This is a genomic window from Candidatus Galacturonatibacter soehngenii (assembly GCF_008830185.1).
GTDB classification, from domain to species: domain Bacteria; phylum Bacillota; class Clostridia; order Lachnospirales; family Lachnospiraceae; genus Lachnotalea; species Lachnotalea soehngenii.
This window is the reverse complement of the sequence record NZ_WAGX01000004.1, coordinates 365,606-391,741: the sequence shown is the minus strand read 5'-3', so window position 1 is coordinate 391,741 and position 26,136 is coordinate 365,606. Positions and strand designations below refer to the sequence as shown.

The 26,136-nt window shown below is 34.5% G+C and carries 24 protein-coding genes; all 24 read right to left on the bottom strand.

The window, feature by feature from the left end; all coding sequences use genetic code 11:
• Positions 1 to 142: 142 nt before the first annotated feature.
• Positions 143 to 502: a YccF domain-containing protein gene (locus F7O84_RS04320; protein ID WP_151142305.1), complete on the bottom strand. Its 360-nt coding sequence runs from the start codon at positions 500 to 502 to the stop codon at positions 143 to 145.
• Positions 503 to 513: 11 nt separating this feature from the next.
• Entirely contained in the window at positions 514 to 2,352 is a 1,839-nt protein-coding gene (recQ, locus tag F7O84_RS04315) for a DNA helicase RecQ (protein WP_151142303.1), read from the bottom strand.
• 117 nt (positions 2,353 to 2,469) lie between these two features.
• Complete coding sequence (locus F7O84_RS04310) at positions 2,470 to 3,231, bottom strand: alpha/beta hydrolase (RefSeq protein ID WP_151142301.1); 762 nt, start codon at positions 3,229 to 3,231, stop codon at positions 2,470 to 2,472.
• A 146-nt stretch (positions 3,232 to 3,377) separates the two neighbouring features.
• On the bottom strand, positions 3,378 to 3,536 hold the full coding sequence (locus F7O84_RS18930; protein WP_192451653.1) for a hypothetical protein: 159 nt from the start codon (positions 3,534 to 3,536) through the stop codon (positions 3,378 to 3,380).
• 92 nt (positions 3,537 to 3,628) lie between these two features.
• Positions 3,629 to 4,165: a DUF2318 domain-containing protein gene (locus F7O84_RS04305; RefSeq protein WP_151142299.1), complete on the bottom strand. Its 537-nt coding sequence runs from the start codon at positions 4,163 to 4,165 to the stop codon at positions 3,629 to 3,631.
• 192 nt (positions 4,166 to 4,357) lie between these two features.
• The gene (locus tag F7O84_RS04300) at positions 4,358 to 5,818 is read right to left on the bottom strand and encodes an NADP-dependent glyceraldehyde-3-phosphate dehydrogenase (RefSeq protein ID WP_151142297.1); all 1,461 of its coding nucleotides are present in this window, start codon (positions 5,816 to 5,818) and stop codon (positions 4,358 to 4,360) included.
• Between the two features lie 160 nt (positions 5,819 to 5,978).
• On the bottom strand, positions 5,979 to 6,911 hold the full coding sequence (locus tag F7O84_RS04295; RefSeq protein ID WP_151142295.1) for a DUF4825 domain-containing protein: 933 nt from the start codon (positions 6,909 to 6,911) through the stop codon (positions 5,979 to 5,981).
• A 38-nt stretch (positions 6,912 to 6,949) separates the two neighbouring features.
• Complete coding sequence (locus F7O84_RS19565) at positions 6,950 to 7,090, bottom strand: YoaP domain-containing protein (protein ID WP_151143685.1); 141 nt, start codon at positions 7,088 to 7,090, stop codon at positions 6,950 to 6,952.
• Between the two features lie 74 nt (positions 7,091 to 7,164).
• Positions 7,165 to 8,409, bottom strand: a complete 1,245-nt coding sequence (locus tag F7O84_RS04285; protein WP_151142293.1) for a [Fe-Fe] hydrogenase large subunit C-terminal domain-containing protein — start codon at positions 8,407 to 8,409, stop codon at positions 7,165 to 7,167.
• A gap of 150 nt (positions 8,410 to 8,559) precedes the next feature.
• Positions 8,560 to 9,402, bottom strand: coding sequence for a MerR family transcriptional regulator (locus tag F7O84_RS04280; RefSeq protein ID WP_243140802.1), 843 nt, complete (start codon positions 9,400 to 9,402; stop codon positions 8,560 to 8,562).
• 11 nt (positions 9,403 to 9,413) lie between these two features.
• Complete coding sequence (locus F7O84_RS04275) at positions 9,414 to 10,157, bottom strand: ABC transporter permease (RefSeq protein ID WP_151142291.1); 744 nt, start codon at positions 10,155 to 10,157, stop codon at positions 9,414 to 9,416.
• Positions 10,154 to 10,876 (bottom strand): ABC transporter ATP-binding protein, encoded by a 723-nt coding sequence (locus F7O84_RS04270; RefSeq protein ID WP_151142289.1) that lies wholly within the window; start codon positions 10,874 to 10,876, stop codon positions 10,154 to 10,156. The genes F7O84_RS04275 and F7O84_RS04270 overlap by 4 nt, the downstream gene beginning before the upstream one ends.
• Before the next feature lie 145 nt (positions 10,877 to 11,021).
• The gene (locus F7O84_RS04265; RefSeq protein ID WP_279237990.1) at positions 11,022 to 11,549 is read right to left on the bottom strand and encodes a VanZ family protein; all 528 of its coding nucleotides are present in this window, start codon (positions 11,547 to 11,549) and stop codon (positions 11,022 to 11,024) included.
• 600 nt (positions 11,550 to 12,149) lie between these two features.
• On the bottom strand, positions 12,150 to 13,796 hold the full coding sequence (locus F7O84_RS04260; protein WP_192451651.1) for an FAD-dependent oxidoreductase: 1,647 nt from the start codon (positions 13,794 to 13,796) through the stop codon (positions 12,150 to 12,152).
• 167 nt (positions 13,797 to 13,963) lie between these two features.
• On the bottom strand, positions 13,964 to 14,527 hold the full coding sequence (gene ahpC, locus F7O84_RS04255) for an alkyl hydroperoxide reductase subunit C (RefSeq protein WP_151142285.1): 564 nt from the start codon (positions 14,525 to 14,527) through the stop codon (positions 13,964 to 13,966).
• A 202-nt stretch (positions 14,528 to 14,729) separates the two neighbouring features.
• Positions 14,730 to 15,971, bottom strand: a complete 1,242-nt coding sequence (locus F7O84_RS04250) for an MFS transporter (protein ID WP_151142283.1) — start codon at positions 15,969 to 15,971, stop codon at positions 14,730 to 14,732.
• Positions 15,972 to 15,997: 26 nt separating this feature from the next.
• Positions 15,998 to 16,567: a winged helix-turn-helix domain-containing protein gene (locus F7O84_RS04245; protein WP_151142281.1), complete on the bottom strand. Its 570-nt coding sequence runs from the start codon at positions 16,565 to 16,567 to the stop codon at positions 15,998 to 16,000.
• A gap of 121 nt (positions 16,568 to 16,688) precedes the next feature.
• On the bottom strand, positions 16,689 to 17,414 hold the full coding sequence (locus F7O84_RS04240) for an MBL fold metallo-hydrolase (protein WP_243140801.1): 726 nt from the start codon (positions 17,412 to 17,414) through the stop codon (positions 16,689 to 16,691).
• A gap of 146 nt (positions 17,415 to 17,560) precedes the next feature.
• Positions 17,561 to 19,288, bottom strand: a complete 1,728-nt coding sequence (locus tag F7O84_RS04235; RefSeq protein WP_151142279.1) for an SGNH/GDSL hydrolase family protein — start codon at positions 19,286 to 19,288, stop codon at positions 17,561 to 17,563.
• Between the two features lie 98 nt (positions 19,289 to 19,386).
• Entirely contained in the window at positions 19,387 to 20,844 is a 1,458-nt protein-coding gene (locus tag F7O84_RS04230) for an ABC transporter substrate-binding protein (RefSeq protein WP_151142277.1), read from the bottom strand.
• 46 nt (positions 20,845 to 20,890) lie between these two features.
• Positions 20,891 to 21,895 carry a carbohydrate ABC transporter permease gene (locus F7O84_RS04225; RefSeq protein WP_151142275.1) on the bottom strand — a complete coding sequence of 335 codons (1,005 nt, stop codon included), beginning with the start codon at positions 21,893 to 21,895 and terminating at the stop codon, positions 20,891 to 20,893.
• Positions 21,888 to 22,793, bottom strand: coding sequence for a carbohydrate ABC transporter permease (locus F7O84_RS04220; RefSeq protein ID WP_151142273.1), 906 nt, complete (start codon positions 22,791 to 22,793; stop codon positions 21,888 to 21,890). The genes F7O84_RS04225 and F7O84_RS04220 overlap by 8 nt, the downstream gene beginning before the upstream one ends.
• 58 nt (positions 22,794 to 22,851) lie before the next feature.
• On the bottom strand, positions 22,852 to 25,449 hold the full coding sequence (locus tag F7O84_RS04215) for a DUF5696 domain-containing protein (RefSeq protein WP_151142271.1): 2,598 nt from the start codon (positions 25,447 to 25,449) through the stop codon (positions 22,852 to 22,854).
• A 21-nt stretch (positions 25,450 to 25,470) separates the two neighbouring features.
• Complete coding sequence (locus F7O84_RS04210; protein ID WP_151142269.1) at positions 25,471 to 26,127, bottom strand: YIP1 family protein; 657 nt, start codon at positions 26,125 to 26,127, stop codon at positions 25,471 to 25,473.
• Positions 26,128 to 26,136 lie beyond the last annotated feature (9 nt).

Here is a 26,136-nt window from a genome sequence, read left to right as displayed (position 1 = left end):
AATCCTTCGGATCAAAGCATCTATTATCCATCTTATTCCTCGTATTTCTTTTTTTCAAGCTATTGTGCTGTTTTTTTACATTTTCATCTATAATAACGAATAATTTCTTATTATTCTTCTTGCATTTGTATAGTTTTTAATTCTATCCAACTCTACTACCAAATGGCATCAATGCAAGCTTTGCGATTTTAAAATGCTGTAAACCAAAAGGAATTCCAATGATAGTGATACAACAAAGTAACCCCATTAATAAGGATTCAAGAGCGAGTGGAACTCCTGAAAAAATGATCCACAATAGATTCAACAAAAAAGAGCCAACTCCGCCCCCGTACTCCACTTCTTGCCCAAAAGGAAACAAAACTAAACCTGCTATTTTAAAACATTGTAAGCCAATTGGTATCCCAACAATGGTTATGCACCACAATACTCCAATTAATAGCCAGCTTATACAGGATAAAAATCCCCCACAGATACACCAAATAATATTACCAAGGCATCCCATTTTTAAACCTCCTATTTCTTTTCTTTATCTTTATATTCTATTATCACTTCCATAAAACGTCTTCCGTATTTTTCACACTTTACTTCTCCAACACCTGAAACTTGCAAGAATTCATCACGATTCATTGGCATCTTAGCACTCATATCCTTTAAAGCCTTATCAGAAAAAATAATATAAGGAGGCATATGCTCTTCTTTTGCTATTTCCATTCTGACTTTTCGAAGTATTTCAAACAAGTCTCCATTCATGACTCCTAATAATTTCTTTGCTTTTTTCTCCTTCTTTTCTTTCACCCTTTCTTGCTCTTTTGCTACCTTCATGTGAAGAATTTCTTCTCCATATAGTATTCTTTGAGACTCATTTGTCAACTTCACCACTGGATATTCATCATTGGTAACCGTTAAATATTCCTGCAAGATTAGATGATTCATAATCTGTCTGAGACGGTAAATAGGAACCCCTGATAAGGTATTATAATATTTATTTTCCGTTAATTGGTATTGGCGGATGCGACTGTTATTACTCCCGTGCACGGTATCGATAATAGTGGTCATGCCAAATCGTTGTCTTACCTGTTCAACACAACCAATGATGTTTCTTGCTATATCTGTTACGTCAATTGTCTCAAATTGCGTTAGGCAATTGGCACATTTCCCACAATAATTAGAACCATACTCTCCAAAATAACGCAAGACATAGTCTCTTAAGCATTCATTGGTCATACAATAGTAGGTCATCTTCTTTAAACGTTCATAGTCTCGTTCCTTGATTAATTGTAGCTGTTCGTCTTCTAATTCATTGTTTTCATTGTTATGATCAATGAAAAATTGGTTCATAACAACATCTTGTGGGGAATAAAGCAAAATACACTCCGAGGCTTCGCCATCTCTGCCTGCCCTTCCAGCTTCCTGATAATAGCTTTCTATGTTCTTTGGCATATTATAGTGGATAACAAAGCGAACATTTGATTTATCAATTCCCATTCCAAATGCATTGGTTGCTACCATAATCGGTGCTGTATCATAAATAAAGGCATCTTGATTTTCTTTACGCTCTCGATCTGATAGTCCTGCATGGTACTTTGTGACTGCGATTTTCTTTTTTAAAAGCTTTTCATATACTTCATCTACTGTTTTTCTAGTAAGACAATAAATAATTCCACTTTTATCTGGATTTTCTTCTAGATATTGTTCCACTATTTTGAATTTATCTTTTACCGTTTGTACAGAATAAAATAAATTATCTCGATCAAAGCCCGTTGTTAACGTAGTTGGATTGTTTAAATTTAAGATACTAATAATATCATCTTTAACTTCCTTTGTTGCAGTTGCAGTAAAGGCACTTATGATTGGTCTTTTCTCTAATTGCTTTACAAAGTCAATTATTTTTAAGTAGCTTGGTCGAAAGTCTTGTCCCCATTGTGAGATACAATGTGCTTCATCGATGCTAATCATCGATATCGTAACACTTTTTGCAAACGAAAGAAATTCCCCTGTTAAAAGTCTCTCAGGCGCAACATATATAATCTTATAGACTCCTTGTTTTGCATACTCAAGGGCTTTATAATATTGATTTGTTGTAAGGGAACTGTTTAAATATGCGGCATGAATTCCCGCTTGATTTAAAGACTGTACCTGATCCTTCATAAGTGAGATTAATGGAGAAATTACAAGTGTAATGCCTTCTAGTAATAGTGCTGGTACTTGATAACAGATTGATTTACCTGCTCCCGTTGGCATAACACCAAAGGTATCTTTTCCTTCTAAAATGCTATCAATTAATATCTCTTGTCCTTTCCGAAACTGTGTATATCCAAAATACTTTTTCAGTACTTGTTCTTTTGTCGTCATGCTTACCCTTCCTCATTGTGTCATACGTTATGTCATATTAATTTAACTCCTCTTATTCTATCATACGTATAAGGTAAATGCAAAAGCCTTAGTCCTAAAAAAGGGCTAAGACTTTATCTATTTTAAAATAAAATCAGTCGTTTTTTCTATCAGAATCTTTTGTTGTTCCATACGACTAATCTCTGCTTTATTATCACCCTTTTGCAGATTATCGCCACCATAAATTGCCATCTGGGTGTGATTTCCTCCCTCTATCTCAAGATAAGTAGTATCTTTTGGTAAATATGGTTTAGCCTTTTCTATTTTATCTTTTGTTGCAAGTCCATCGTTACTTCCCGATAAACTTAGCACCTCTAGATTAAGATCTGTTAATGGGTATCCTTTGGTTGTATAACTGGCATATAAGATAACTCCACGAAATGGTTCTGGTTGCTTAAAAGCTGCCATGCATGCAGATACACCACCTAGTGAAAAGCCTCCTATGTACCATTGTTCAATGGATTCGTATGTATCAATTACCTGAAATGCTCGGTTGTATCCAAACATAGCAAGGTTAAAAGGCATCTTCTGGATTACTACCATAATTCCACTTTTGGCGATTTCACTTGCCGCATAGGCAAAGCTTTCTGGTTCTACCTGACCACCAGGATAATAAATATACCCTTTGGTTGGCAGAGTCTTTGTTGGCGTAAATACAATTGTACTTCCAATTTCCTCCACCGTAACCTCACTTGTCGATTTCATAGCCAAAAGAGCTTCCTCGTTGGCAGGTAAAGAAAAGGTTAAATATTTAATTACTCCTATTAATAAAATGAATACAATGACACTTATTAGTAAAATGATTCGTTTTCCATTTATATGTTTTTTCCCTGTTTTCAATGAATCGTTCTCCTTCCAACTTCCTATTTAGGATATACTACCATTTTATGGGGTTAAGGTCAAAAGAAAAAAGTGAAAGCATAATAGTTTGCTTTCACTTTTTCATCCATATTGGAAGGAATCTTCATCCAATTAGAGGAACTTATCTATCGGTTTTGATTGATTTTAGAAATCCCTTCTCGCCTTACGTTATGTGTTTGATTTTGATTTTCTGGTTCACTTTTTTGAGTAATACTGTTAAATCTGGCTTGTTTTCTTTGTTCTTCATCCCAATCCGTTTGTTTCTTATTCTTATTTTCTGACATGATCTTTTCTCACACTTTCTTCTTGATACAAATTACGGGTTACTTACACCTACTAATATGCACCAAGGATAGGAAAACTATGTGATTAGAACTTATAATTTCCAATTGTCAAACAATTCTTTTGCACTATTTAAAAATTCTTTACTGATGGTAATATTGGTGTTATCTACCGTTTTATCAGCCTCTTGAATCGGAACTGGATTACATCCTCCCTTGGTCACTTCTACATCATCTTGGGAAAAACGATTCCCACAATTTTGACACACCAGTTGATTACCAACTTGTTCATAATATCCTCTTCCAGAACCAAAGCAAACCTGACAGGTGTTAAATGCTGTTCGAATGGTGCCATCGGATGCTTTTATGGCAAGGACCTCAAGCATGGTACCATCTGCATCATATTCATAAAATTGTGCCTGATCCGATATATCAGCAATCGGAATTATTAAATCTCCTGTTTCTGATAATTGGCCCTTTGTCGCATTCGTTTCTTTCGTTGTGATTGTTGCTTCATTTTTGTTACTTGCATTCTTTAGTAGGGATGTTGCCACTACTAATACTACTAAAAGTCCTGCAATTATATACAATAGGGATGGTTTCTTTACATTTTTGTTTTTTGATTTTGACATTTTTATCTTCCTTTCAAACAAATGATTCAATCATATAAAACAAATGATTTCTTTTATCTTATACCACACATATGTAGAATATATGTAGATTCTAAAATCAAATTAAAATCCCACATAAATAAAATTGACTCAAAAAAAATCAGAATAAGTTTTTATAATTTTGGTTATAAATTCTTATTCTGATTCTTTATATTATGAATGAATATTAATTACGGTAGCCTTTGGTCTTGACATGGATTCTATGGAGTATCGAATTCCTTGTGTACCAATTCCAGATGATTTAACTCCTAAAAATGGAAAATGATCTGGTCCTCTTTCAGTCTTATTATTCACTTGAACAGTTCCAACCTCTAATCGATTTGCCACATAAAAAGCTTCATTGATATTTTCGGTAAATACAGCAGATTGTAATCCATATTCGGAGTCATTTGCTATTTTAATCGCCTCATCTTTATCTTTCACACGAATGATTGGTAAAACTGGTCCAAATGGTTCTTCCCAAGCAAGGCGCATTTCAGTGGTTACTTGATCAAATAAGGTTGGAGCAATTAAATTACCCTCTCTTGTTCCACCAACCAAAAGCTTTGCTCCCTTTTCTTTTGCATCCTCCATTAACTCACTTACAAAGTCTGCCGCTTTTTCACTAATCAAAGGAACAATATCTACATCTTCTTCTAATGGATTTCCAACTTTGAGTGTAGCAATCTTTGCAACAATTTTCTCAATCAGTGCGTCTGCAACTTCCTCCATTACAAGAATTCTTTTTACTGCTGTACATCGCTGACCAGAGTATGAATATCCTCCTGAAACGATATTCGTTGCTGCTAAATCAAGGTCTGCGTCTTTTAGTATAATAGCAGCGTCCTTACCTCCAAGTTCCATTAGTAATGGAACCATACTTGTAATCTGTGAGATATGCTTTCCAACTTCGGTACTACCAGTAAAATTAATAAAATTAATTCCACTATGTGTCGTGATATAGTCTCCTATCTCACTTCCTTTTCCCGTTACTGTATTTAATACTCCTGGTAAAACGCCCGCTTCTTGGAATACTCTTGCTAAGTAGAGACCACAAAGGCTTCCTTGTGACGCTGGTTTTAGTACAATTGCATTTCCTGCCATTAATCCTGGTGCTATTTTTGAAGCTGCAAGATTGACTGGATAATTAAATGGAGATATCGCAAGTACTACTCCTAGAGGTTCTCTTTGTACAATAGAAATCTTATTATTTTTCACACCTGGAAAACTATCTCCAGGAATACTCTCGCCTGAAATATTTTTAGCTGTATCCGCTGTAAAACGGATGAAATCTGCGGTTCTATCCACTTCACTCTCACAGCTTTTTCGATCCTTTGCAATTTCTTTCATCATTAATTCTGCCAATTCCTGCTTATTTGCAACAAGAATATTAGCTGCTTTATAAAGGATTTCAGCTTTTTCATCAATGGTGACATTCTTCCATAACTTTTGAGCTTGCTTTGCTGTGTCAATGGCTATGTCTACGTCCTCCTTGCTCATGGCAGGAACACTTCCTATTTCTGCATTATCTATCGGTGAATAAATGGTAATATAACGTTTTTCTTTACTTTCAACCCAATTTCCGTTAATTAGGTTTCTATAATGATTATCTTTATCTTTCATAATGTTTAACATACGTTACCTCCTTTTGAATTGTTTCTACTAACTTTAGTTATTGTTATGCAACTATTGTATTACCAATATTATATAATATTTCCTACTTTGTCAATATAAATATAGGACAATCTAAATGCTAACCTTTAAACTGTCCTAAACTTATTATATTCATATATTATTATTCTATTCCTGTCTTATAGAGCAATTCTTGAATTGCAATTGTACTTTTACTATAACTTTTAATCTCTTTTTCCAATGCCTTAGTTGCTTCTTTTGCGCTAACATGCTGCTTTTCTTGTCCATCCTCGCTTGGATACGTCCAGCTTACTTGACTTAAATTATCGGTCAAGGCAATTAATACATAGGCATAGTTTCGCATCGTTTCATTGAATTCTTTTTGGTTAAATTGCTCTACTTTGTCTATAAACTCAAAGGTCCATCCATATGGCTCCTCTTTTGTTTGTAGAGAAACTTTATAATCTCCAAGATACTTTTTTATATTAATTACGGATGCTAATCTGTTATTCGCTTGCATATCACCGATATAAGGATTTTTGGCTTCAAATAACTGTTCAGCTAACATACCTGGAATATCATTTCCATAGCAAGGATAGGTTTTAACATAGGTTCGAACTTCGTCACTCACCTTCGTTAAATTCATATCCTGCTCCCAAATGAGTTGTGAGTTATGTTCTGTTGGGCGCTTGGCATTCGTATAATAAATCTTTGTGATTCCATTATTTCGAACTTGAAATAACCAATTGTTTTTAGCCACTGTGTTCATGCCAAAATCATATTTCATATTTTTTTTGCCAAAAAAATTATAACGAGATGCATATATCGTAATATAAATTTCTTGATTTTTTTCTTGCCATTTACAATCTTTTGCATAGACTGTATCATCGGATTCCAATGTAAAAAATATTTTTCCATTTTCAAGTTCACTTACATTACTAATTATTACTTTGTCACTTGCAACTGCTTCATCAAGATTTGCATACACTATAAAATTCAAAACTGCAATGAAAATAATTCCAGCAAGAATCAGTCCGAATAAAAGTAACCTGTCTTTTGTATTTTTTAAATTATCTGTATTTCCTTTTGTTTTCATTTTACGTCTTCCCCGTCATTCATAGCTTAAATCATTTTTTAATTATTCTTTGTTAAAATTTCGTTGGTTACAAAATTCCCATTATAAAATAAACAAAATGACGTAAAAGGGGTTGGTACATAACATGATTTTGTTTGGTAATTTGAATAAAATCCATATCTATTTTCCTCTTCTTTTATTACGAAATCATTTCACTTTATTCATTATACCATTATTAAGACGACACTTATCTGTCATATTTCTTAATCTATTATTAAAATTGTCTTGTAAATATTTCTGAATTTTCCAAAAGACTTTCGATCGTATCAAATCCTAGCTGATGCAGTAATTCTATTACATATGGATTCTGGGCAGGATTTTGATAAGTTGCCGCCTCACCATATTCATTGACCGCTTTCGTTCCATCCTCTACATTGGTTACTGCTTTTGGACCACCAACACATCCTCCTCTACAACCCATTCCCTCATAGAAATTCGCATTTGATTTTCCTTCCATAAGTTCTTGTATCATGGCTTTACACCCAGGTACACCATCTGCTTTTTTAATCTTAATTTTAATCTTTCGATCTGGACGAATGGAATTCAGGGTATGTTCGACTGCTTCACTCACCCCTCCTGCTCTTGCATAGATTCTTCCTGCTTTCGAGGAATGATCTTTTTCACTTTCCTCCATTTTAGATGGATCAATTGCAAAGGCATCAAAGATATTTTGCATTTCTTGAAACGTTAATACATAATCCACATCTCCTACCAAATCCTTTTCTCTTGCCTCTGCTTTTTTTGCCAAACACGGTCCAATAAATATCGTCAAGGCTTCTGGATGTAATGCCTTAATTGTTCTTGCACACGCAACCATTGGTGATACAGCACCTGGAACATGAGGCATTAACTCATGATATACTTTTTTTATCATTGCAATCCACATAGGACAGCAACAACTTGTCAACTGAAAATCACTTTCGTCATTAATATTTTTATCAAATTCGAGTGCTTCTTTGAGTGTTAAAATGTCAGCAAATAACGCTACCTCAATCATACCGTCAAATCCTACCTTTTTCATTGCACTTCGAAGCTTGCCTGGGGTAACATTCTCACTAAACTGTCCTAAAAATGCAGGTGCTATCATAGCGTATACAAGGCCTTTTGAAGAACGAATTGCCTTTAAGGCTGGAATAATGTCTGTACTTGATTTCAGTTTTTCATTTGCACATCCGTCCACGCAGTTCGAACATCCCATACATAATTCAGGATCTATCGCAATTCCACCTTCGTCTCTTATGCTAATCGCCTCGAAGGGGCAACGTTTCACACATTCACTTTGGGACTCATCTTTACACTCACACTTACCTGTTTTAATTACCAAAGGATGTTTGGCTGGATTTAAAAGGCAATCTAATTGATGTGGGTCAAAGTCTTTTGCATTCTCTTCTAGTTGGTCTAATTCTCCGTTGATGGTTGACTTAATTGCAAATTGGTAAAGCTCTTGAAATGTTTTCATATAGTCTCCTCCTATGTAGATATGTTGGATTTCTATTACGCACAAAATAATTATTGTTATTATACCACATTCTACATTTTATAAGCCTTTGAATCAAATATTTTATAATTCTTTAATGATAGCTTTACCAAAATAATGCTTTTTTTATCCCTAATATTTTCGAATTGGGAATTGAAGTTGTGTTAACCACTCATCCACCGAATCTTTGTTCCACGCTCCATCTATAAATTGTTCTCTTGGTAATCCTATGATTTCATAGCCGTTTTCTTCAATAAAACGAATGACCGCACGATATGCTTTTGGAAAATGAATATAATCACCTTTATGAAGAACGCAGGCAGCCAAAGGTATGGCAGGCAATGTTTTAAATTGAATCAACTGTGAATCTTGTTTTTTTTCAGTTACTTCTTCACAGATTTCAACGTCAATGTCACATTCTTTGTATTCTCCATCATGATAAATATTAAAACAATATTCAGGCTGAGCACATTCACATCCCAAACGTTCCATTTCTAAACCCATTTGAGGAATCACATCAAACAACGCATTATAGTTTGGTACAATGGTTCGCATCGATGCTACAATTATTTCTGGTAATTCCTTAATTACCACATGATAATCATAATCGCCATCTTTGCTGGTCAGATAACTTTCTACTCTCGAAAGCTTAATTGTTTCCTCTCCTATTTTTCGAAGAATCTCATTTCTTTTACGTTCCAGCAATAATTTTTCCGAAGTACCATTTTGAATTTCTTTGATTTCTTCCAAAGAAAATCCTACATCTCTTAAGGCTATAATCTGATGCAAAATCGGAAGTTGCTTTGATGTGTAGTAACGATATCCATTCGTTTCATCTACATAATCTGGATGCAAGAGTCCAAAATTATCGTAATGCCTTAGAGCTTTAATTGTTACTTTGTTCATTTTAGAAAATACACCGATTTTATAAATTCTCTCTTGCTCTTTCGCTTCATTCATAAATTCGTTTCCCATAAATTCTCCTTTTACTCCCAACGAAATGTAACCACTGAAATGGTAACACCGATTACGGCAACTGCAAACATAATTACAATGGAAGTCATCAATCCATTCACTGGCATTCCTAAAGAAAAGCCTTTTAATAGCTTTATTCCTTGCGTAAGTGGCAATACATTGGATACATTTTGCAATGGCTTAGGAAATATCTCATAAGGTATCGTAGCTCCAGATAAAAATAGCATTGGAAAATAAACAACACTGGAAACTACATTTGCTAATTTAACCGACCTACAAATACTTGCAATTACCATTCCAAGACTCAACATAGATATCATTACCAAAAGATATGCCATACAAAAGAAAACTATTGAGCCTTGCATGTAATACCCAAACGCAAACACTGCCACCAACACAATGGCTATTGAGGATACCATTGATAGGAGGATACTTAATACAACTTGTATTAATAATAACATAAGGGGGCTAATTGGCGTTACAAAAAAGTGCTTTAATATTTTTTTATCTCTGTAATCGGCTAGTGTTATTGGAAGTCCCATAAAAGACGTTGCGCAAATCCCAACTGTAATCAAAGACCCAAAGGAGCCTTGTAAAAATGTATAATCAGCTCCCTCATAGGCAGGTTTGTTTCCTGCGATGAGGCAAATCAAAATCATAATTCCTACTGGCATACAAACACCAAATAGAATACTCTCTACTCCTCTTAATGTTAGCTTTCCTTCTATTTTAAGTATTGTAAAAAAACGTTTCATTTTGTTACCTCCTCTCCTAAGTGCCATAGATAGGCTTCCTCCAAACTTTCGTAAGGACTCATTTTAATAATCTCATCAATCCTTCCCATTACAACAATTTTCCCACCTTTTAAAATACAAATCCTATCACAAAGTTCCTCCACCTCATCCATATAATGAGACGTTAATAGGATTGTCATTTTATTTTTCTTTAAGGCCTTTAATGTCTGCCACACTTGCCTTCTGGCTACCACATCAAGACCTGTAGTTAGTTCATCCAAAAAAAGAACCTTTGGTTTTGGTATTAGCGCCAAAACAACCGCAAGTTTTTGCTTTTCTCCACCAGATAATTTTTCAACTGCCTGTCTTTTTAAGTCAATTAGTTTAAATTCCGTTAATAATTCATTGTAATCCGTTGTTTCCTTATAGAGGGCAGCTATTTCTTCACATATCTCATATACCTTAATATTCGTTTGAAAACTAGAGGCTTGAAGCTGTACCCCAATTTGTTCGAATAATGATTTACGTGTTTTAACTGGATTTTCACCAAGTAGCTTTACTTCTCCATTTTCCATTTTCTTTAGTCCTAACATACAATCAATGGCAGTAGACTTTCCTGCTCCATTATGACCTAAGAGTCCAAATACCTCTCCTGTTTCAACGGTAAAAGAAATATCCTCCAATACCTGCTTTGAGCCAAATTTCTTTGAAACCTGGTTTACTTCTATGCATGCATTCATTTCACATTCCTCCTTTTTCATACTTTATGCTAAACGCTTCCCTAGGAGGAGAGTCAATCCATTTTTTAAAATATTTTCTTTTTCATGAACTTATACTCATGAACGCAAAAAAGCCTGTAATTCACTACAAGCTTTTCTTCAAAATTTAATCTTCTATATATAAGTTTTTTATTTTATTTAGAAATAAAAATAGCAAGTATCCAACCTGAGCACCTATTGTATTCATAATAAAATCATCAATATCTGCACTTCTACCTATAAAATATTGTAATATTTCTATCAGCAAAGATATTGCCATGATTACTCCAACAGTCTTCCAATTTGATTGAAAAAAATTGAATATACATGGTAACAAAAAACCAAACGGAATCATTATAACAATATTAAGAATTACTTGTTTTAACATATTACGAATGCCCATATCGTAAATCTCAAGCAAACTAATAATTGGTATTATGTTGGGTTGATGTCTTATTTCATTAAACTTTAAGCCGCCAGATATTCCTATTAACACCTCATATAGCATTATTAGATAACATATAAATGCCACTAATAGTATATATTTATAGGCTACAATTTTCTTTTTTTGTACTTTAGAAATAAATATATATATGAATAATGTGCTAAGAAGCGCTATTGCTATAAAAAGTGGTATTTTAGATATGAGCAACATATAAGGTATTTTCATATTATCTTATCTCACCTCTCTACGATTACAATTCTCTTATATAGAATTAATATAAAAGTTTAGTTTATTAAATACTTATAAACGAGAGCAATCCTCAAAAGAGAATTTTTCTCGTTCATTTATTTCACTGGGAAAATACTATGGACACATATACCTGCAATAGACAATGATAATTTTCTTTTCATTTTTAGCATTTTCGTTTTTTGTATTAATAAAATTACATTCTCACCTCCTTAAATAAAAAATTAATATGTTTTTATTAATGCATTTCATGATGATTTAACTATACTATAATTTTAATCGCTTTTCAATATGGATATATTGTTCTTTGCATCAACTCATAAAATGATCTTACAACAAAAAAATCCTGTAATTCACTACAAGCTTTTCATAAAATTATCTTATTTTAATCTCTTTCTACATTTTCACGCATAGTATCAAATTCGTTAGTCACTTCATCTTTGTTTCTTCCTTGTGCTCCTGAATTCATTTGATAATAAATATAAAACTCCTATCCTTTACTTGCACAAAAATAAGGCTAGTGTCTTTTCTACACCAGCCTATACGTTAATCAAAATGCAATTATCATGAAGTGAGAATGCTTACCACTTCTTCTATTCCTTTTTTACCAAAGTGTACCTCTTCATCATTAATCACCATACAAGGAACACTCATTACCTGATATTTCTTTTTTAGTTCAGGGAAATGCATCAAGTCAATCATCTCCGCTTCAATATGTTCGGAAAGAGATGCCGCTTTTTGTGCAGCCATAACCGTTTCTGGACACATTGTGCATGATAAAGACACCATAATTTTTATATTAATCAGCTTATCAATACCTTTTATCTTCTCTTTTATCTGTGCATCTATCTCTTGACCTGGCCCAGCAACATTATATAAGGCAATGATAAAAGAATTTATCTCATGCCCGCCTGGCACTCCATGAAAGGAGATTCCACTGCTTTTGCCGTCATGATAACACACTTCAATGGAAGGCAAGAGTTGTTGTGTGCCTTCTTCTTTTGGTACAATAACCGTAATCTGGTCGGTTAATTCACTAAGTTCTTCTAAAAAGCCTCTTATTTCTCCTGATAAGGAACTATCATCTAACCATGCCTTTAAGACAACCTTGTTTTCAAATCTCGCAAAGACTCCCGATAATTGCTGTTTTATTTCTGCACTTAAAAAGCCGTTGCTAGAATCACCTGAACTTACTACGCTTTCTTTCACTTGCTTTACTCTCTCATGATTTTGTCTGTTTACGACTAGTTCAGGTATCTTTAATTTATGATGCATATCTGATACATACTTTTCTAATGAAGTAGCCGCTGTTGCACCGTCTGATACCGCAGTCACCACTTGGCGAAGGTTCTTGACACATACATCTCCAGCCGCAAAAACTCCATCCAAATTTGTCTTTTGATTGCTATCCGTAACAATATAGCCTTGCTCATCTTTCTCAATAATCGAAGGAAGCCATTTGGTATTGGGAACGTAACCTGCGAATACAAAGACTCCAAACGCCCCATCTGCTCCTGCTTCGTAGGTCCATTCTTCACCTGTTTGATTGTTTTTAAATTTAGCAAAGCTAACCATTCCCTCGCCACTTACTTCAATCACCTCAGTATTATAATGAACAGTGATATTATCCTTACCCTTAACTTCATCTGCTACTTTTTTTGCACAAGTAAAATCATCTTCTCTTACGATCATCGTTACATGACTGGCATACTTGGTTAAAAAAATTCCTTCTTCAACGGCTGCGAATCCACCACCTATTACAAAGACTTCCATGCCAGTAAAAAATTCACCATCACAAGTAGCACAATAAGCCACACCTCTGCCTTGGAATTCCTTCTCCCCTTTAAATCCTAGTTTGCGAGGATTTGCACCAACTGCCAGTATAACACCTAATGTCTTATAATTCCCCTTTGTTGTATGAAGAATCTTTATATCAGATTCCAATTCCATATCTAAAACTTCGGCATTGACAAATTCTGCTCCAAAGGTGTCGGCTTGCCTTTTCATACCGTCTGTCAATTCGTTTCCGCTAGTTATTTCAATGCCAGGGTAATTTACCACCTCAGAAGTAATGGTAATCTGACCACCAATTTTATCTTTTTCAAGAACGAGTACCCGATACTTTGCTCGTGCCATATAAATTGCTGCCGATAAACCCGCTGGCCCCGCTCCAACAATAATCAAATCATATAATTCATTCAATTCGCTCATATTTATACCATTCTCAACAAACATGCCTGCATGCTTATTAAAGTTGCAAACTCAAAAGATGAAAGTAATATGTTTGCATTTTCCTTTCTTTTAAATTCTTTCACCTTCATATAGTTTAAGAATACCCCGACTCAAAATAAGAGACGGGGTAATAAACTCAATGATTTTTATAATAAACCAACTAAATCAAGGCTTGGTTTTAATGTTTCAGCTCCTGGCTGCCATTTTGCTGGGCACACTTGATCGCCATGTTCTGCAACAAATTGAGAAGCCTGAACTCTTCTAAATAACTCATCTGCATTTCTACCAACATTACCAGCAATTACTTCATATGCAACAATTTTTCCTTCAGGATTTACGATAAAGCTTCCTCTTTCCGCAAGCCCATCTTCTTCAATCATAACATCAAAATCTCTTGCTAATTTCCCTGTTGGATCTGCAAGCATTGGATACTTAATCTTTTGAATGGTCTTTGATGTATCATGCCATGCTTTATGAACAAAATGTGTGTCACAAGAAACACTGTAAATCTCACAATTTATATTTTTAAATTCCTCATATTTATTTGCCAAATCCTCTAACTCGGTTGGGCACACAAAGGTAAAATCGGCAGGATAGAAAAAGAAAACGGACCACTTTCCTAACACATCCTCTTTTGTTATTTTCTTAAACTCTCCATTTACAAACGCCTGTACTGAAAAATCTCCTATTTCATTGTTAATTAATGACATCTAATTACCTCCTTCTAATTATTGTTAGTTATGTATAACTTTTGATTATCATAACATTTTATTTTTTGCTTGTCAATATTAATAATGATAACTTTTACTATTTTCTAAATTTTCTCATATTTCACACTCTTGTAAAAAATGCAATAAAAAAGAGAAGCGAATACAACGTTTATTTATTCCCATTCTCTTTCTCATTATACTTTTAAATTTCTTTTTTTGCTGATTCTGATTTATAAATTTTACGCTGAAGGGACAAAAAAGAAATGCCTATCATCATGATTGTATATAAAAACATAAGGATTCCAGAAAGAATCCATAGACCACTAAAATGTAGTATAGGTACAAAAATATTACTTATAACTGATGCAATGAAAAACCCAATCTGTAGCACAAAAGAAGTAAGGGATAAAAAGCTTGCTCTTAACTTACTAGGTATCAATTGATGCAGCAGTGTGTTTTCAACTACACTACTCGTTCCTAGAGTAAAATATAACAGGGCATAAACCATTATGAATCCCAACCGACTTCTTTGTACTGCAATCATTATTAAAACAATTGCCAGAATGAATCGACATCCATAAAGTAGTATCCATCTCTTTTGCTCTAACCTTGCAAGAATGTTACCCACTATAACATTACCTAACATTGAGGCAACAAAGCCTAAGGACGAAATAACACCCAGTAGCCAAACGCTATTGTTCTGCATTTCTTGAAAAGCTGATTGCCAATATGTTTCCGTTACACTCATTGCAATTCCTGTAAAAAACATGCCAAACACAATCCACCATAATCGATTGGAGTATTTACTAGGGGTATTTTGTGTTATCAGGCTTTTTATATTTGGAAGTCGAATCGCAACATTATTCTCTACCTGTTTAGATGATTTAACTACCTGATTCTCCTTTATAAAGAAATGACAAAGAAGGAAAGCCAATCCGTTTGCTATGATACACACCAACATATTAGATTGGTACTGTGGACGAAAAAGCGTTAATAATCCACCAGTAATCCCGCCTAATGTAAGGCCTGCACCTTCTACAATTGCTAACTTTGAAGTTATATAGGGTAAACTTGTCTCTCCTTTGGATTCTAGAACGTCGTCAATTAGCAATGCATCCAGACTTCCTGAGGAAAATGCTCTTCCAAATCCCATCATAATGGCTACAAATGGTAACAAGATCATATGATTTGTGAATATCAAAGTGACATTCGAGCATATTTGAAACACACATGCGAGCATAAATACAATTTTTCTTCCATAGGTATCTGCACATATCCCACTTGGTAACTCAAAAAGGAATACCGTGCAAGAATAAACTGCTAATAACAAGGGTAGTGTCTGAAGTGTGGCCCCTTTATCAAGTAATATAAGATTCAATACAGGTGCCATGATTCCCAATGAAAAATAGTTGAGAGCTAAAATAATCTGTCCAATTTTAATCATGTTTCCTCCACTTATTTCATTTTGTATTAATCTGTTATATCCTTCGTATTATAAAGCACTAAGGCATATTCCCAAGGATTTTTATCCTTTTGGGGTTTTGCATGTTTCTCAATGTATGTTTGCACAATCTCTAACAACTCGCTTGATTCTTTTGCATCTAAATAAAGCACTCCTGTCAAAATATCACCCCATATGTTCTTATCTATTTCCTTTGTATTGATCTTTTGTTTTACTTTGCTGATTTGTGTTCGAAACCCTTCGTATACATTTGCTAAAGAATTTTGTAAATAAACTTCCCTCTCCTCCATAAAATCGTCTTCGGTATCCAATCCTATTTGTACGGTAACTTCTGCATTCTTATAATAACTTGCTTTGATTCCTCTGATAATCTCTTGATGATCGAGTTCAATCACACCTATTGTAAGAAGCTTTTTAATGTGGTGAGAAACACTGGAAGCTGAAATCGATAGCTTATCTGCCAGCATTTTAGGTGTCATTGGTATCGCGTTAATTGCCAATTCGCGCAGAAGCTGTTGACGGATAGGGTTCATATAAATATTTAATTCTTCCTTTGTTTTTAATTTTATGTGTTTCATATAATCTCCTTTTTATCATTTCATACATTGTAACATTACACATTGTGTAACGTCAAGAAAAAAATAAATGGAAATACGAGCTTAGCGTATCTCCATTGCGTTTTACATTATTTTTCGTTGGCTAACTAAAATTATAAAGTCTCATCTTCTTTACATGTTTCAGGTTTTTAAATAAAACAATCGGTGAAAAAGGTCTTCCGTGTCCTGGATATATTCTCCTTGGCTTTACATTTAAAATGATTAACCAACTTTTATAAAATTGCTTTTTATTTTCCACCCAAATGGTTATTTTATGTAGGCTTGGAAGGCCATTCATAGCAGCGTCTCCTACAAACATAATACCATTTCTTAAAAGCAAAGAAAGGGAATCACTCGTATGACCTGGTGTTTCATATATTTTTCCCTCAATATAAGATTCAATTTCCTTCCTATTGTCTTCTTCAACAAATAAGCATCTGGATAAATATTTTTCTTCCAATCTTGGAAATCGATGTTCACCCATTCCCAAATACGCCATTACTTTACAAGTAAGTACAGCGAGTTCACTCGTACATCCTCCAATAAAATTATGCTGTCCCTTTTGCAATATTGGTAGTGCATGTTTACTTAATATGAGTTTTACTTTTTGATTGTGTTCTAGTATTTCATTAAGAAAGCCTGCATGATCATCATGTGCATGGGTAAGAAAGATATAAGCGATTTCTTGTAGTTTTAATCCATTTTTATTCAAGGCTTTTAAAAATGCTGGATAACCACCTTCGTATCCTGTGTCAATTAAGACATAACCCTTTTTCGTTTCATATATAAAATTATTAACAATTCGATTGCCCAGGTTTATGATTTTCATGTTTCCTCCCTTATAAATCTGTTTCAGTATCTAATATTGATATTTCACTTTAGTATATGCAAAATTATTACATTAATGTTTTTCATTTGTCAAATACTTTTATATCAAAAGGAGCCATGAAATCTATTTTACAATTGCTTTATCTTCTACTCGACATAACCAAAGCCAAGAATGGTAAATTTCTTTTCTTCATCACCCTCACTCATCTGCACTCGAATGATATGTTCCTTACTTTCAGCTTCATTAAAAACTAAAATTGCATTGCAGTGAATCCATCCATTTTGATGAGGATCAGCTGTTCGTATCACTCTACCATCAACATAAATATCTACTTTTCCAACATCCAATGCCCCAGAATCCTTAAAAATGAGAAAAAATGCTTTTGCTTTTATCTCTACTTCAAGATAAGGTCGCTGTTTGCCACCCTTTGTTCCATCATACATCCAATTATATGGGAATTGAGGTGTTCCCTCTAGGTTTTCATCCATTTCAACACACTGCAATTCACGATCTGTCTCTGTAAAATCACCTGATGTAATTTTACAAATATCATAATTTATCCTTTTATCTATCAGTTTTACTTTAGTAAACTCATCTCCTATTACTGCCTTTTGTAATAACAGTGAGAATGTTGGATCAACTGCTAATTCATCTTTGTTATCATAGAACATTTTTTCTACTACACAAAACAAGTTTGTCAGACAGTCTGCCATTATGGTATGACCAACATTACTTGGGTGGAATACATCATAGAAAAACTGATTTTTTGATAACACTCTTCCCTCACCATGTTTCATTTGAAACTGTGGAGTTACCGCATTCAACACACTTACCATGGGAAGATCATAGTGCCTTCCAACTGGAAAAAGACGCTCTTGTAAGTTCCAGTCACTTGCAAATACTGCAAAAAGTAATATGACTGCTGGATTATTGGGTAGCAATAAAATTTTCTTTACCAAACTCTCATAGCATTTTCCCTTTGTCTCATCCCCCTCATCATTGACAGCAAATTCAACAATTACTATGTCTGGCTGGATTCCATCTCGTAATATGTCTCGTTCGAAACGAAGCATTCCTAGTTCAGATGGCGTCCCACCTACTCCTGCTTTGACATAATGCACATTATCACCTGTTCCATATTTGCTTGCAAATGCTTGATAGGATTTGAATGCATAGCATTCTTTATTAATTGGTACCGCTCCCGCTCCTTGGGTAATAGAGCCTCCTATATAAGCAAGTGTTACCTCTTCTCCTGCACGAGCTTTTTTGATTGCTTTCATAGTTCGGACTGCATTTCCTGTCTGTATTAAGGAACGTTCAATCATTGCCTGATAATCTTTTGAAGTAAAATCAATCTCTGCTTCCTCTGCCACTTCTGGTGCCCTATATCCATCATTTAGGTAAAATCGGACACTAGCCCTTGCAATTTTTTCTGGAACCTCAAAAACAAAACGAATCTGTCCTGGTTCAAATTCGTCCTCTGTCCGCTCTATATCAGATAGATTAATTCTACTCTCAGCTCCATCCCCTTTTAGTTTTACTTTAAGTAGCGAGCCGCCTCCATACACATCCTTTTTTCCATACATCTGGAATACAAATTCAATGCTGTCTTCTCTACAATCGCTTTCAACAGAAACGCCAATACTGTGTACCAACTTTCTAAATCCTTCTGTGGTCTTTAATAAATTAAGAATCTTATTGTCCGTTATATTGCCAACAATTAAAGCACTATTCATTAGTCGTCCATCATTTTGATAAATAAAGGAAACTCCCTTTCCATCTATCTGCTTTGCCCCAAAAACTTCTTTTTCTCGCATAATATAAAAAAACGGTCGTCTCTTTTGGGGATCCATTGGTGCTTTTGGTCCTTCCATTTTTCCCTCCATTCTGATGCAAGTAGCAAAGTACGGGAAGGTATCTTTTGTATACCATCCCGTAAATATACTGCTGTATCTTTTATTTACTTTTTCTGTTATTTTATTTGCTGACTATTGGTTTGGTCTATATATGACTGCCAAGTATTTCTAATAGCCTCTGCTTTTTGTGCTGGCGTATTATCCTCGTTGATGCCCCATAAAAGATCTTCCCCCATAGAAATACCATTAATTGCTTTTTCATACATAGGAACGCCACTCTTAACCATAATGGCTAGTGTTTCATCTACCGACTCTGTATCTCTAAATGACTGATAGTAGCCAGATTTCCAACCTTCATAATCTTCATATCCTGGAACTGGATCTGTGTATAAGTTAAATGCAAAAGCAATTTTCCAAGCTTTTTCAGCATCATAGCAAGAAGGAATTACATATACGTTATCTTGAGCAAAATTAACATAATGATCCATACGAGGTCCCATTGGAAAACACACGAATCCAAAGTCATCCTCCATCTCGGACCAGTCCCCTGCTTTATATGATTCAGCACAAGTAAATACCGCTTCACCATTTGCAAATGCGGTAAAGGTATAATCCCATTCGGAATCTTCTGGATAAACCATTTCATATTTACTAACCAAATCAAGTGCCCAATTTAAGGCTTCCATTGTTGGGTCAGATTCTAGGGCATTGTAAAAACCCTTTTCATCTTTTCCAATAAACGCTCCACCATTTGAGTAAACAGCTGCTGGATATAAAGTACTTGTAAAGTTTGTCATTGCATGCCTATCAATTACACCATCATTATCTGTATCCTTTTGAACCTTCTGGCAAAGCTCTTCAAATTTATCCCACGTCCATTCCTTGTTTGCCTGTAATTCATAGATTGAATCAGGATCGATACCAGATTCCTCTAATAATCTCTTATTAAAAAAGATACCTGCTGTTGCTTGATGTGGAATCCCTCTCATACCATAAGTGGCATTGCCAATCGTCATTAATTCTTTCACGGAAGTTTCCCACTTACTCTCTGAAAAATCAAGACAATCCAGTGTTGAAAGATCATACATTAAATCACTGTTTATTGCGGACATTAGGGCACTCCCCTGATATAAGGTAAAAATATAATTTTCATCTTTGCCTGTAGTCGCATAATTTACAAAATTTTCTGGTGACTCATCAAAGGATGTAATTGCCTGCTCTTTGATTGTAAAATTATAGCTTTCCTGAATCCAATCTAAATACTCCAAGCGTGCCTCTTCATAAGCACTGGCAGCTTCCTCTTTCTCCCCTGAGCTCCACCAGTCTCCAATAATAATTTCCATTCCACCCAAATCATATGGCTTTCCATTTTCGTCTGTCAGAAGTTTATATTGTTTTGCTTCATTTGCATCTTTTGCTTCTGTCGCTTGTGCATCTTTTGCTTCCACATCATTTGTATTTGTTACATTGTCATTCGCCACCTTAGCTGTATCAGAACTGCCTCCACATGCAGACATACCTACAGCTATTGTGATTGCCATCATAATTGATAACACACGTTTTGATTTTCTCATTTTAAATTCCTCCTTTAATCTTCTTGCCAAACTAGAAAATATCGCGTTACATTTTAATACCAGTACTACTTAAGCTTTCCACAAATCCCTTTTGTGCAAATAAATATAAAATCAAAAGTGGAAGTATTACCATAAGCGTTCCTGTTGAAATAACACACTGTGTATATCCAACAGATGCTCCTGTTGCCTGATTCAATGTATGAGTCAGATATTTGTTTAATTGTTCGCCAATCTGTGGCAGTTGAATGGAGAGTAATTTTATATTCCCAAGGAACATCTTTGAATAAAAACCATCTGTCCACTGCCATACAAAAGCAAATAAAAAACATGACGTTAAAATAGGTTTTGCATCTGGCAGCATAATACGAATGAATGTTTTTAATGTACTACAACCGTCCACATAAGCTGCTTCTTCCATTTCTTTTGGAATATTACGAAAAAATTGTCGAATCATATATATATACAATCCATTTTTCAACCCCATACACCCTGCACTCATCATATAATAAGGAAGTGCAGAGCCTCTTAAATTAATTGTGTGTCCTGTAATCAATTTCATAATTCCAAACATATCAAAATACCTAAAGTGTAAATGTAAGGAAGAAGAAATCGTCTGGGGTGGAATAACAATGACTAACATAACACAGGCAAACCAAAACCTTTTGAATGGAAATTCAAATCTGGCAAAACCATATCCAACTACCGTACATACCACAATCTGCAAGATAGCGATTGTAAAAGATACAAAAAAAGTATTACATAGCGTTTTAAAATAGTTCATAAACTTTGCTGCCAGCATATAATTACTGGTGGTAAAATGCTCTGGAACTGAAATAACCATAGCGTTATACAAATCCTCTTCTGCCATAAAGCTAATGGTGATCTTATTAAAAATCGGTTGTAATATCAAGAAACACATACCAAACAAAAGAAAGAAGCGTATGATTCTATATGAAAAATTCTTAATGTCTTTCTTTAACAAATAGCCCTGTGTTTTTTTATTTCTTTGCCAATAACTCATATATTTTTTTTGCATTGCTTCTTTATTCATAGTAATAAACTCCTTTCGAAATAATGAGTGAGCTTATACCAATAATTGCAATTACAATCCCAAAGTATACCCATGCCATTGCCGAAGCAAAGCCATAATTCAAATCTACAATCATAGTATTACTGATTTTTTCCATGACCTGATTATCTGATCTCATACAAAAGTCTACAATCGTATAAACCCAATTAACTAAAAACAATGGACTTATCATTGGAAATGTTATTTTCCATAGACTTTCCCAACCAGTACAACCTTCTATTTCTGCTGCTTCATACATATTCTTTGATATTGTTTGTAATCCTGATAAGAAAATTATAATCTGAATTCCCGATGCAATCGCAACGTCGTATACACCATCTACAATTTCAAATACCTTTTTCAGCGCTCCACTCGCCATACCGCTAGTTGTTAAAATTTTTTGAATGATACTTGTGATACTGGAATTTCCCATTGAGCCTTGAATGGCATCTTGCACACTTGCCAGTAAAGAATTATCATATTCAATTCCAAGAATTACGCCAGAAGATAAGATTACTGGCAGGAAAAAGATTGCTCTGACAAAGGCACGCCCTTTGAATTTCTGGTTTAATATCATAGCCACAAAAAAGCTAAATACCATAATTGCCAGTGCAGTATAAGTCATTTTTCCAATATCCTCTGTCAATAGTCTGTTATATTCTGTATCAATGGTAAATGCTCTTATATAATTTGTAAGTCCATCAAATAACATATGAAATCCACCTGAACTTATTTCCACCTTACAAAAACTCATGTAAAGCGACTGAAAAAAGGGCTTTACCATAAATGTCAAAAATCCAATGATAAAAGGCATTATGAACAAATATCCAGATATTGCTTTTCTTCTTTGAAGACCCTTATATTTTTTTTGCCACTTCATACTATAAACCATCCCTTTCCAACCTCCGACAGTCTGATGCACTGCCGATTTTTTGATTTTATCGAATTACCAGATAGTCTCTAGCTGGGAGATTGCTGCCACCTGCTATCGTGTAGTCTTCATAGTTGTAATTCACATATACCTTTGTTTCGTCTTCATAGGTTGTTACAGTGATACCACTTTTTAGTATCTCATGATCTGTTATTCTCTGGTTAAAAGTACCACCAAGTTCCTTTTTGTATCTTTGATAGATGGAAATCATTTTCTCTTGCCACGCATCAAAGGCTGCTCCAAAATACTGTGTATAATAAGTGTTTTGTAACTTTGTGGTATCTTCTTTCATGAATGTAAAATACAATAATGAACCATATTCAGCAGATTTTAAAAGTTCTTCCTGATAATCAGTTGCAAGGTTTAATGCTTCTCCAGCATAATTAACGTAACCATGAATGGCAATCTGGTAAAAGGGAATCGTTTTGTCAATGATGGTGTACTTTGAGCCGCTTAAGTCCATATTCGTGATAAAATTCGTAATGCCAAGGGTATAGTCATTTCCCATATTCGTCATGATTTTAAGCCCCGAATCACTAATTGTTTTTAATACGTTTAGTTGCTCAATTTTTGCCTGCTGTCTGCTAACCAAATGCTTTTGGCTGTAATCTGCTGCAAGCTGGTATCCAATGTCTCGAAAGGATACTCCTGTTGCTCCGTAGTTTTTTGCAGCTAGCGAAAGATTCTCCATCATTTTGGTAATAAATTTTGGTTTTAATAAATAATAAGAATCCTTCCATTTTTGTTCTCCATAATAAACTGGATCAAACTCTAAAAGCTCCACCTTTTGCTTGTTAGCCAGCGTCGCACCATCCCTATATAACTCAAAGCCATCAAATAGCTTATTGTTATAAGCAAAATTTGTCACGCCATCAAAATAGATATTGATTTCATTCTCAGTTGCATAAGAGATTAGATTTTGCAAATCCTTTTTTCGGCCCAGTTCTTTTATTAAATTAACATCAGTAAGAACGCTCTGCTTGATTCCTCCATTCATCCAACCACTTAATTTTACAGACATATTCGTTACACCATTCGTACGTAATGTCTCAAGTATCTCTTGTGCTTCTTTATAAGTAGTAAGCTCTAATGGTTTCGAAACTGGCACTCCAAGCACCTGTCCTACCTTGTCAACGGCACCAATGATTTCCACTGCAACTGGTACATCAATGTCATCTTTCTTTGTAAAATTTTCGCCCAATTTTTCTACAAGATAATTATGATAAGCATTCGCCATATCCACATAACTTCCTGAATCAATAAAACGGTACCGCTCAACTATGTTTTCTTTTGGAATACTCTGTTCATATACAAACATCTCTCCATTATATTTATCCGCCACATCACACTGCTCTCTATGTAAAATACTATAACTGGCATTCACATAATTATAACTGTTGCTTCTTCCACTAATATCAGCACCTATAGATGCATACGCTGCCCCATCCTCTAACATACAGATGAAAGAATTATCATTTTTTGCCATTCCATAAACACCATAATAGTTTCTTGTCTCATGAACTAAGGAAGTTCTTCCCTGTGCCATATCCCAACCATATATATTAGAATAATAGCTGTTTTGTGCTGTCTTTCCATTATTGAAATTAATAATGGCTCCACCACCTTCTGGTACTACCATATATCCGTTTTCTGATGTCCCTGCCGCTCCAAAGAAAGGCAATACATTTAAAGTAAGAAGGGGATAATTTTCTTTATACTCAATCTCGTTCATCGGAATATCTACTACCAGGTCACTTTTGTCAAGTCGATACACCATGTTGACATTAAATACTGGCTTTTTGGAAGAAGAATCAAAGGAATATAATTCTTTTTCCTTGGCATACTCCTCTTTTGTATATCCTGCATCACCAAAATATGTTTCAAACTTTTTCTTTAACGTATCCTTTACCCCGTCACGCAATACATAAATAATTTCATCTTTTAGAATTGGATATTGTGTTAACAACTCTTCTTTGTTATCCTTTTTACCAAGATTGTTAATATCATACTTTTTATAGTACTGCTCTACTGTGTTGGTATCTGTATGACTCATATTGGATAATAACTCTTCCATCCGCTTTGCTGTGATGACTCTTGGAACAATATACTCTTTTTCTACCTCACCAATTGAATAATATACCTTCACATAATCATTGGTTGCCTCAATATTATAAGTTCTAGCAGACATACTGTATTTGTAGTTGTTATACAGTGTATCAACACCATTAATTGTACTGTAGGTCAAAAGAAGTGTAGATTTTAAATTCTCAATGTCTGTGGGAAGTGCTATCGTATCATCCTCTGCATTTAACGGATTGGAATACCACGTCTCCCCTGTGGATTTTACAGTCACAAAAAACTGTGTAGTAGATGAATCCATGACAAATTTCAGTTTATCGTTTTCCAGTATAATTTCCTTATCTGTACCTTCAAATTCATTTACCTTAATAATCTCCTCTGCTGTTTCGTCCTCTTTATATATTACTACTACCAAAATGACAGCTATGATTACTAGTAAAATCAGAATAGGAACCAAAAGACTTTTTACCTTTCCTTTCAAGGCTGCTTTCCTCTCCATGGCTATTACCACCTTATCTTTCTTCATATCCTTTTACCCTCCAACCTGTCACATTCGGAACATGATTTCTTTCACGATGGAAATGAAATATGCAATACCTTGGCTAGTCATACTAAAAAATAGCATTAAAAGAAAGACCATGACCATCATTGCAAAAAATGTTGCAATGATAAATAATATTGTCTTACTTAGTGTATATTCATGAATCTCCATCATGGCACAAATAATTAGCATTGCCACCCATCCAACAGAAAGTGCGGCGGCAAAATAATAAAAGGCACCCTCTTCATCTGTTACTACATTACTAAATAAAATCATAAAAAACTGAATGAGTGGATATGGTGTTAAAGCGTAGGCTGTTCCCATATAAATCTGTGACAGTTTTCCCTTTCCATCAAACAGCGTTGTTAACCCCCAGTTTCCTACACAAAACAATACCAGTGGAAATAAAATACTTGCAATATATAAGAAGATATTGATTCCTTCCCAATAAACCTGAAGAAACAAAAAACTTGTAAACTGAAGTTTCATTATCCTTACCAGCAACGTTAAGATAATTATTGTATTGGCTGCTGCAAGCGATCCTCTATTCTCATGAGTCAGGTCCCAAAAGCCATCCAATGGATGGGTTATAACATACATTGCATATCTTAGGGTTGCAAAATAATGACCGTAGGTTTCTTTTTTCTTTAATGAAACTTGCATACCTGCCTC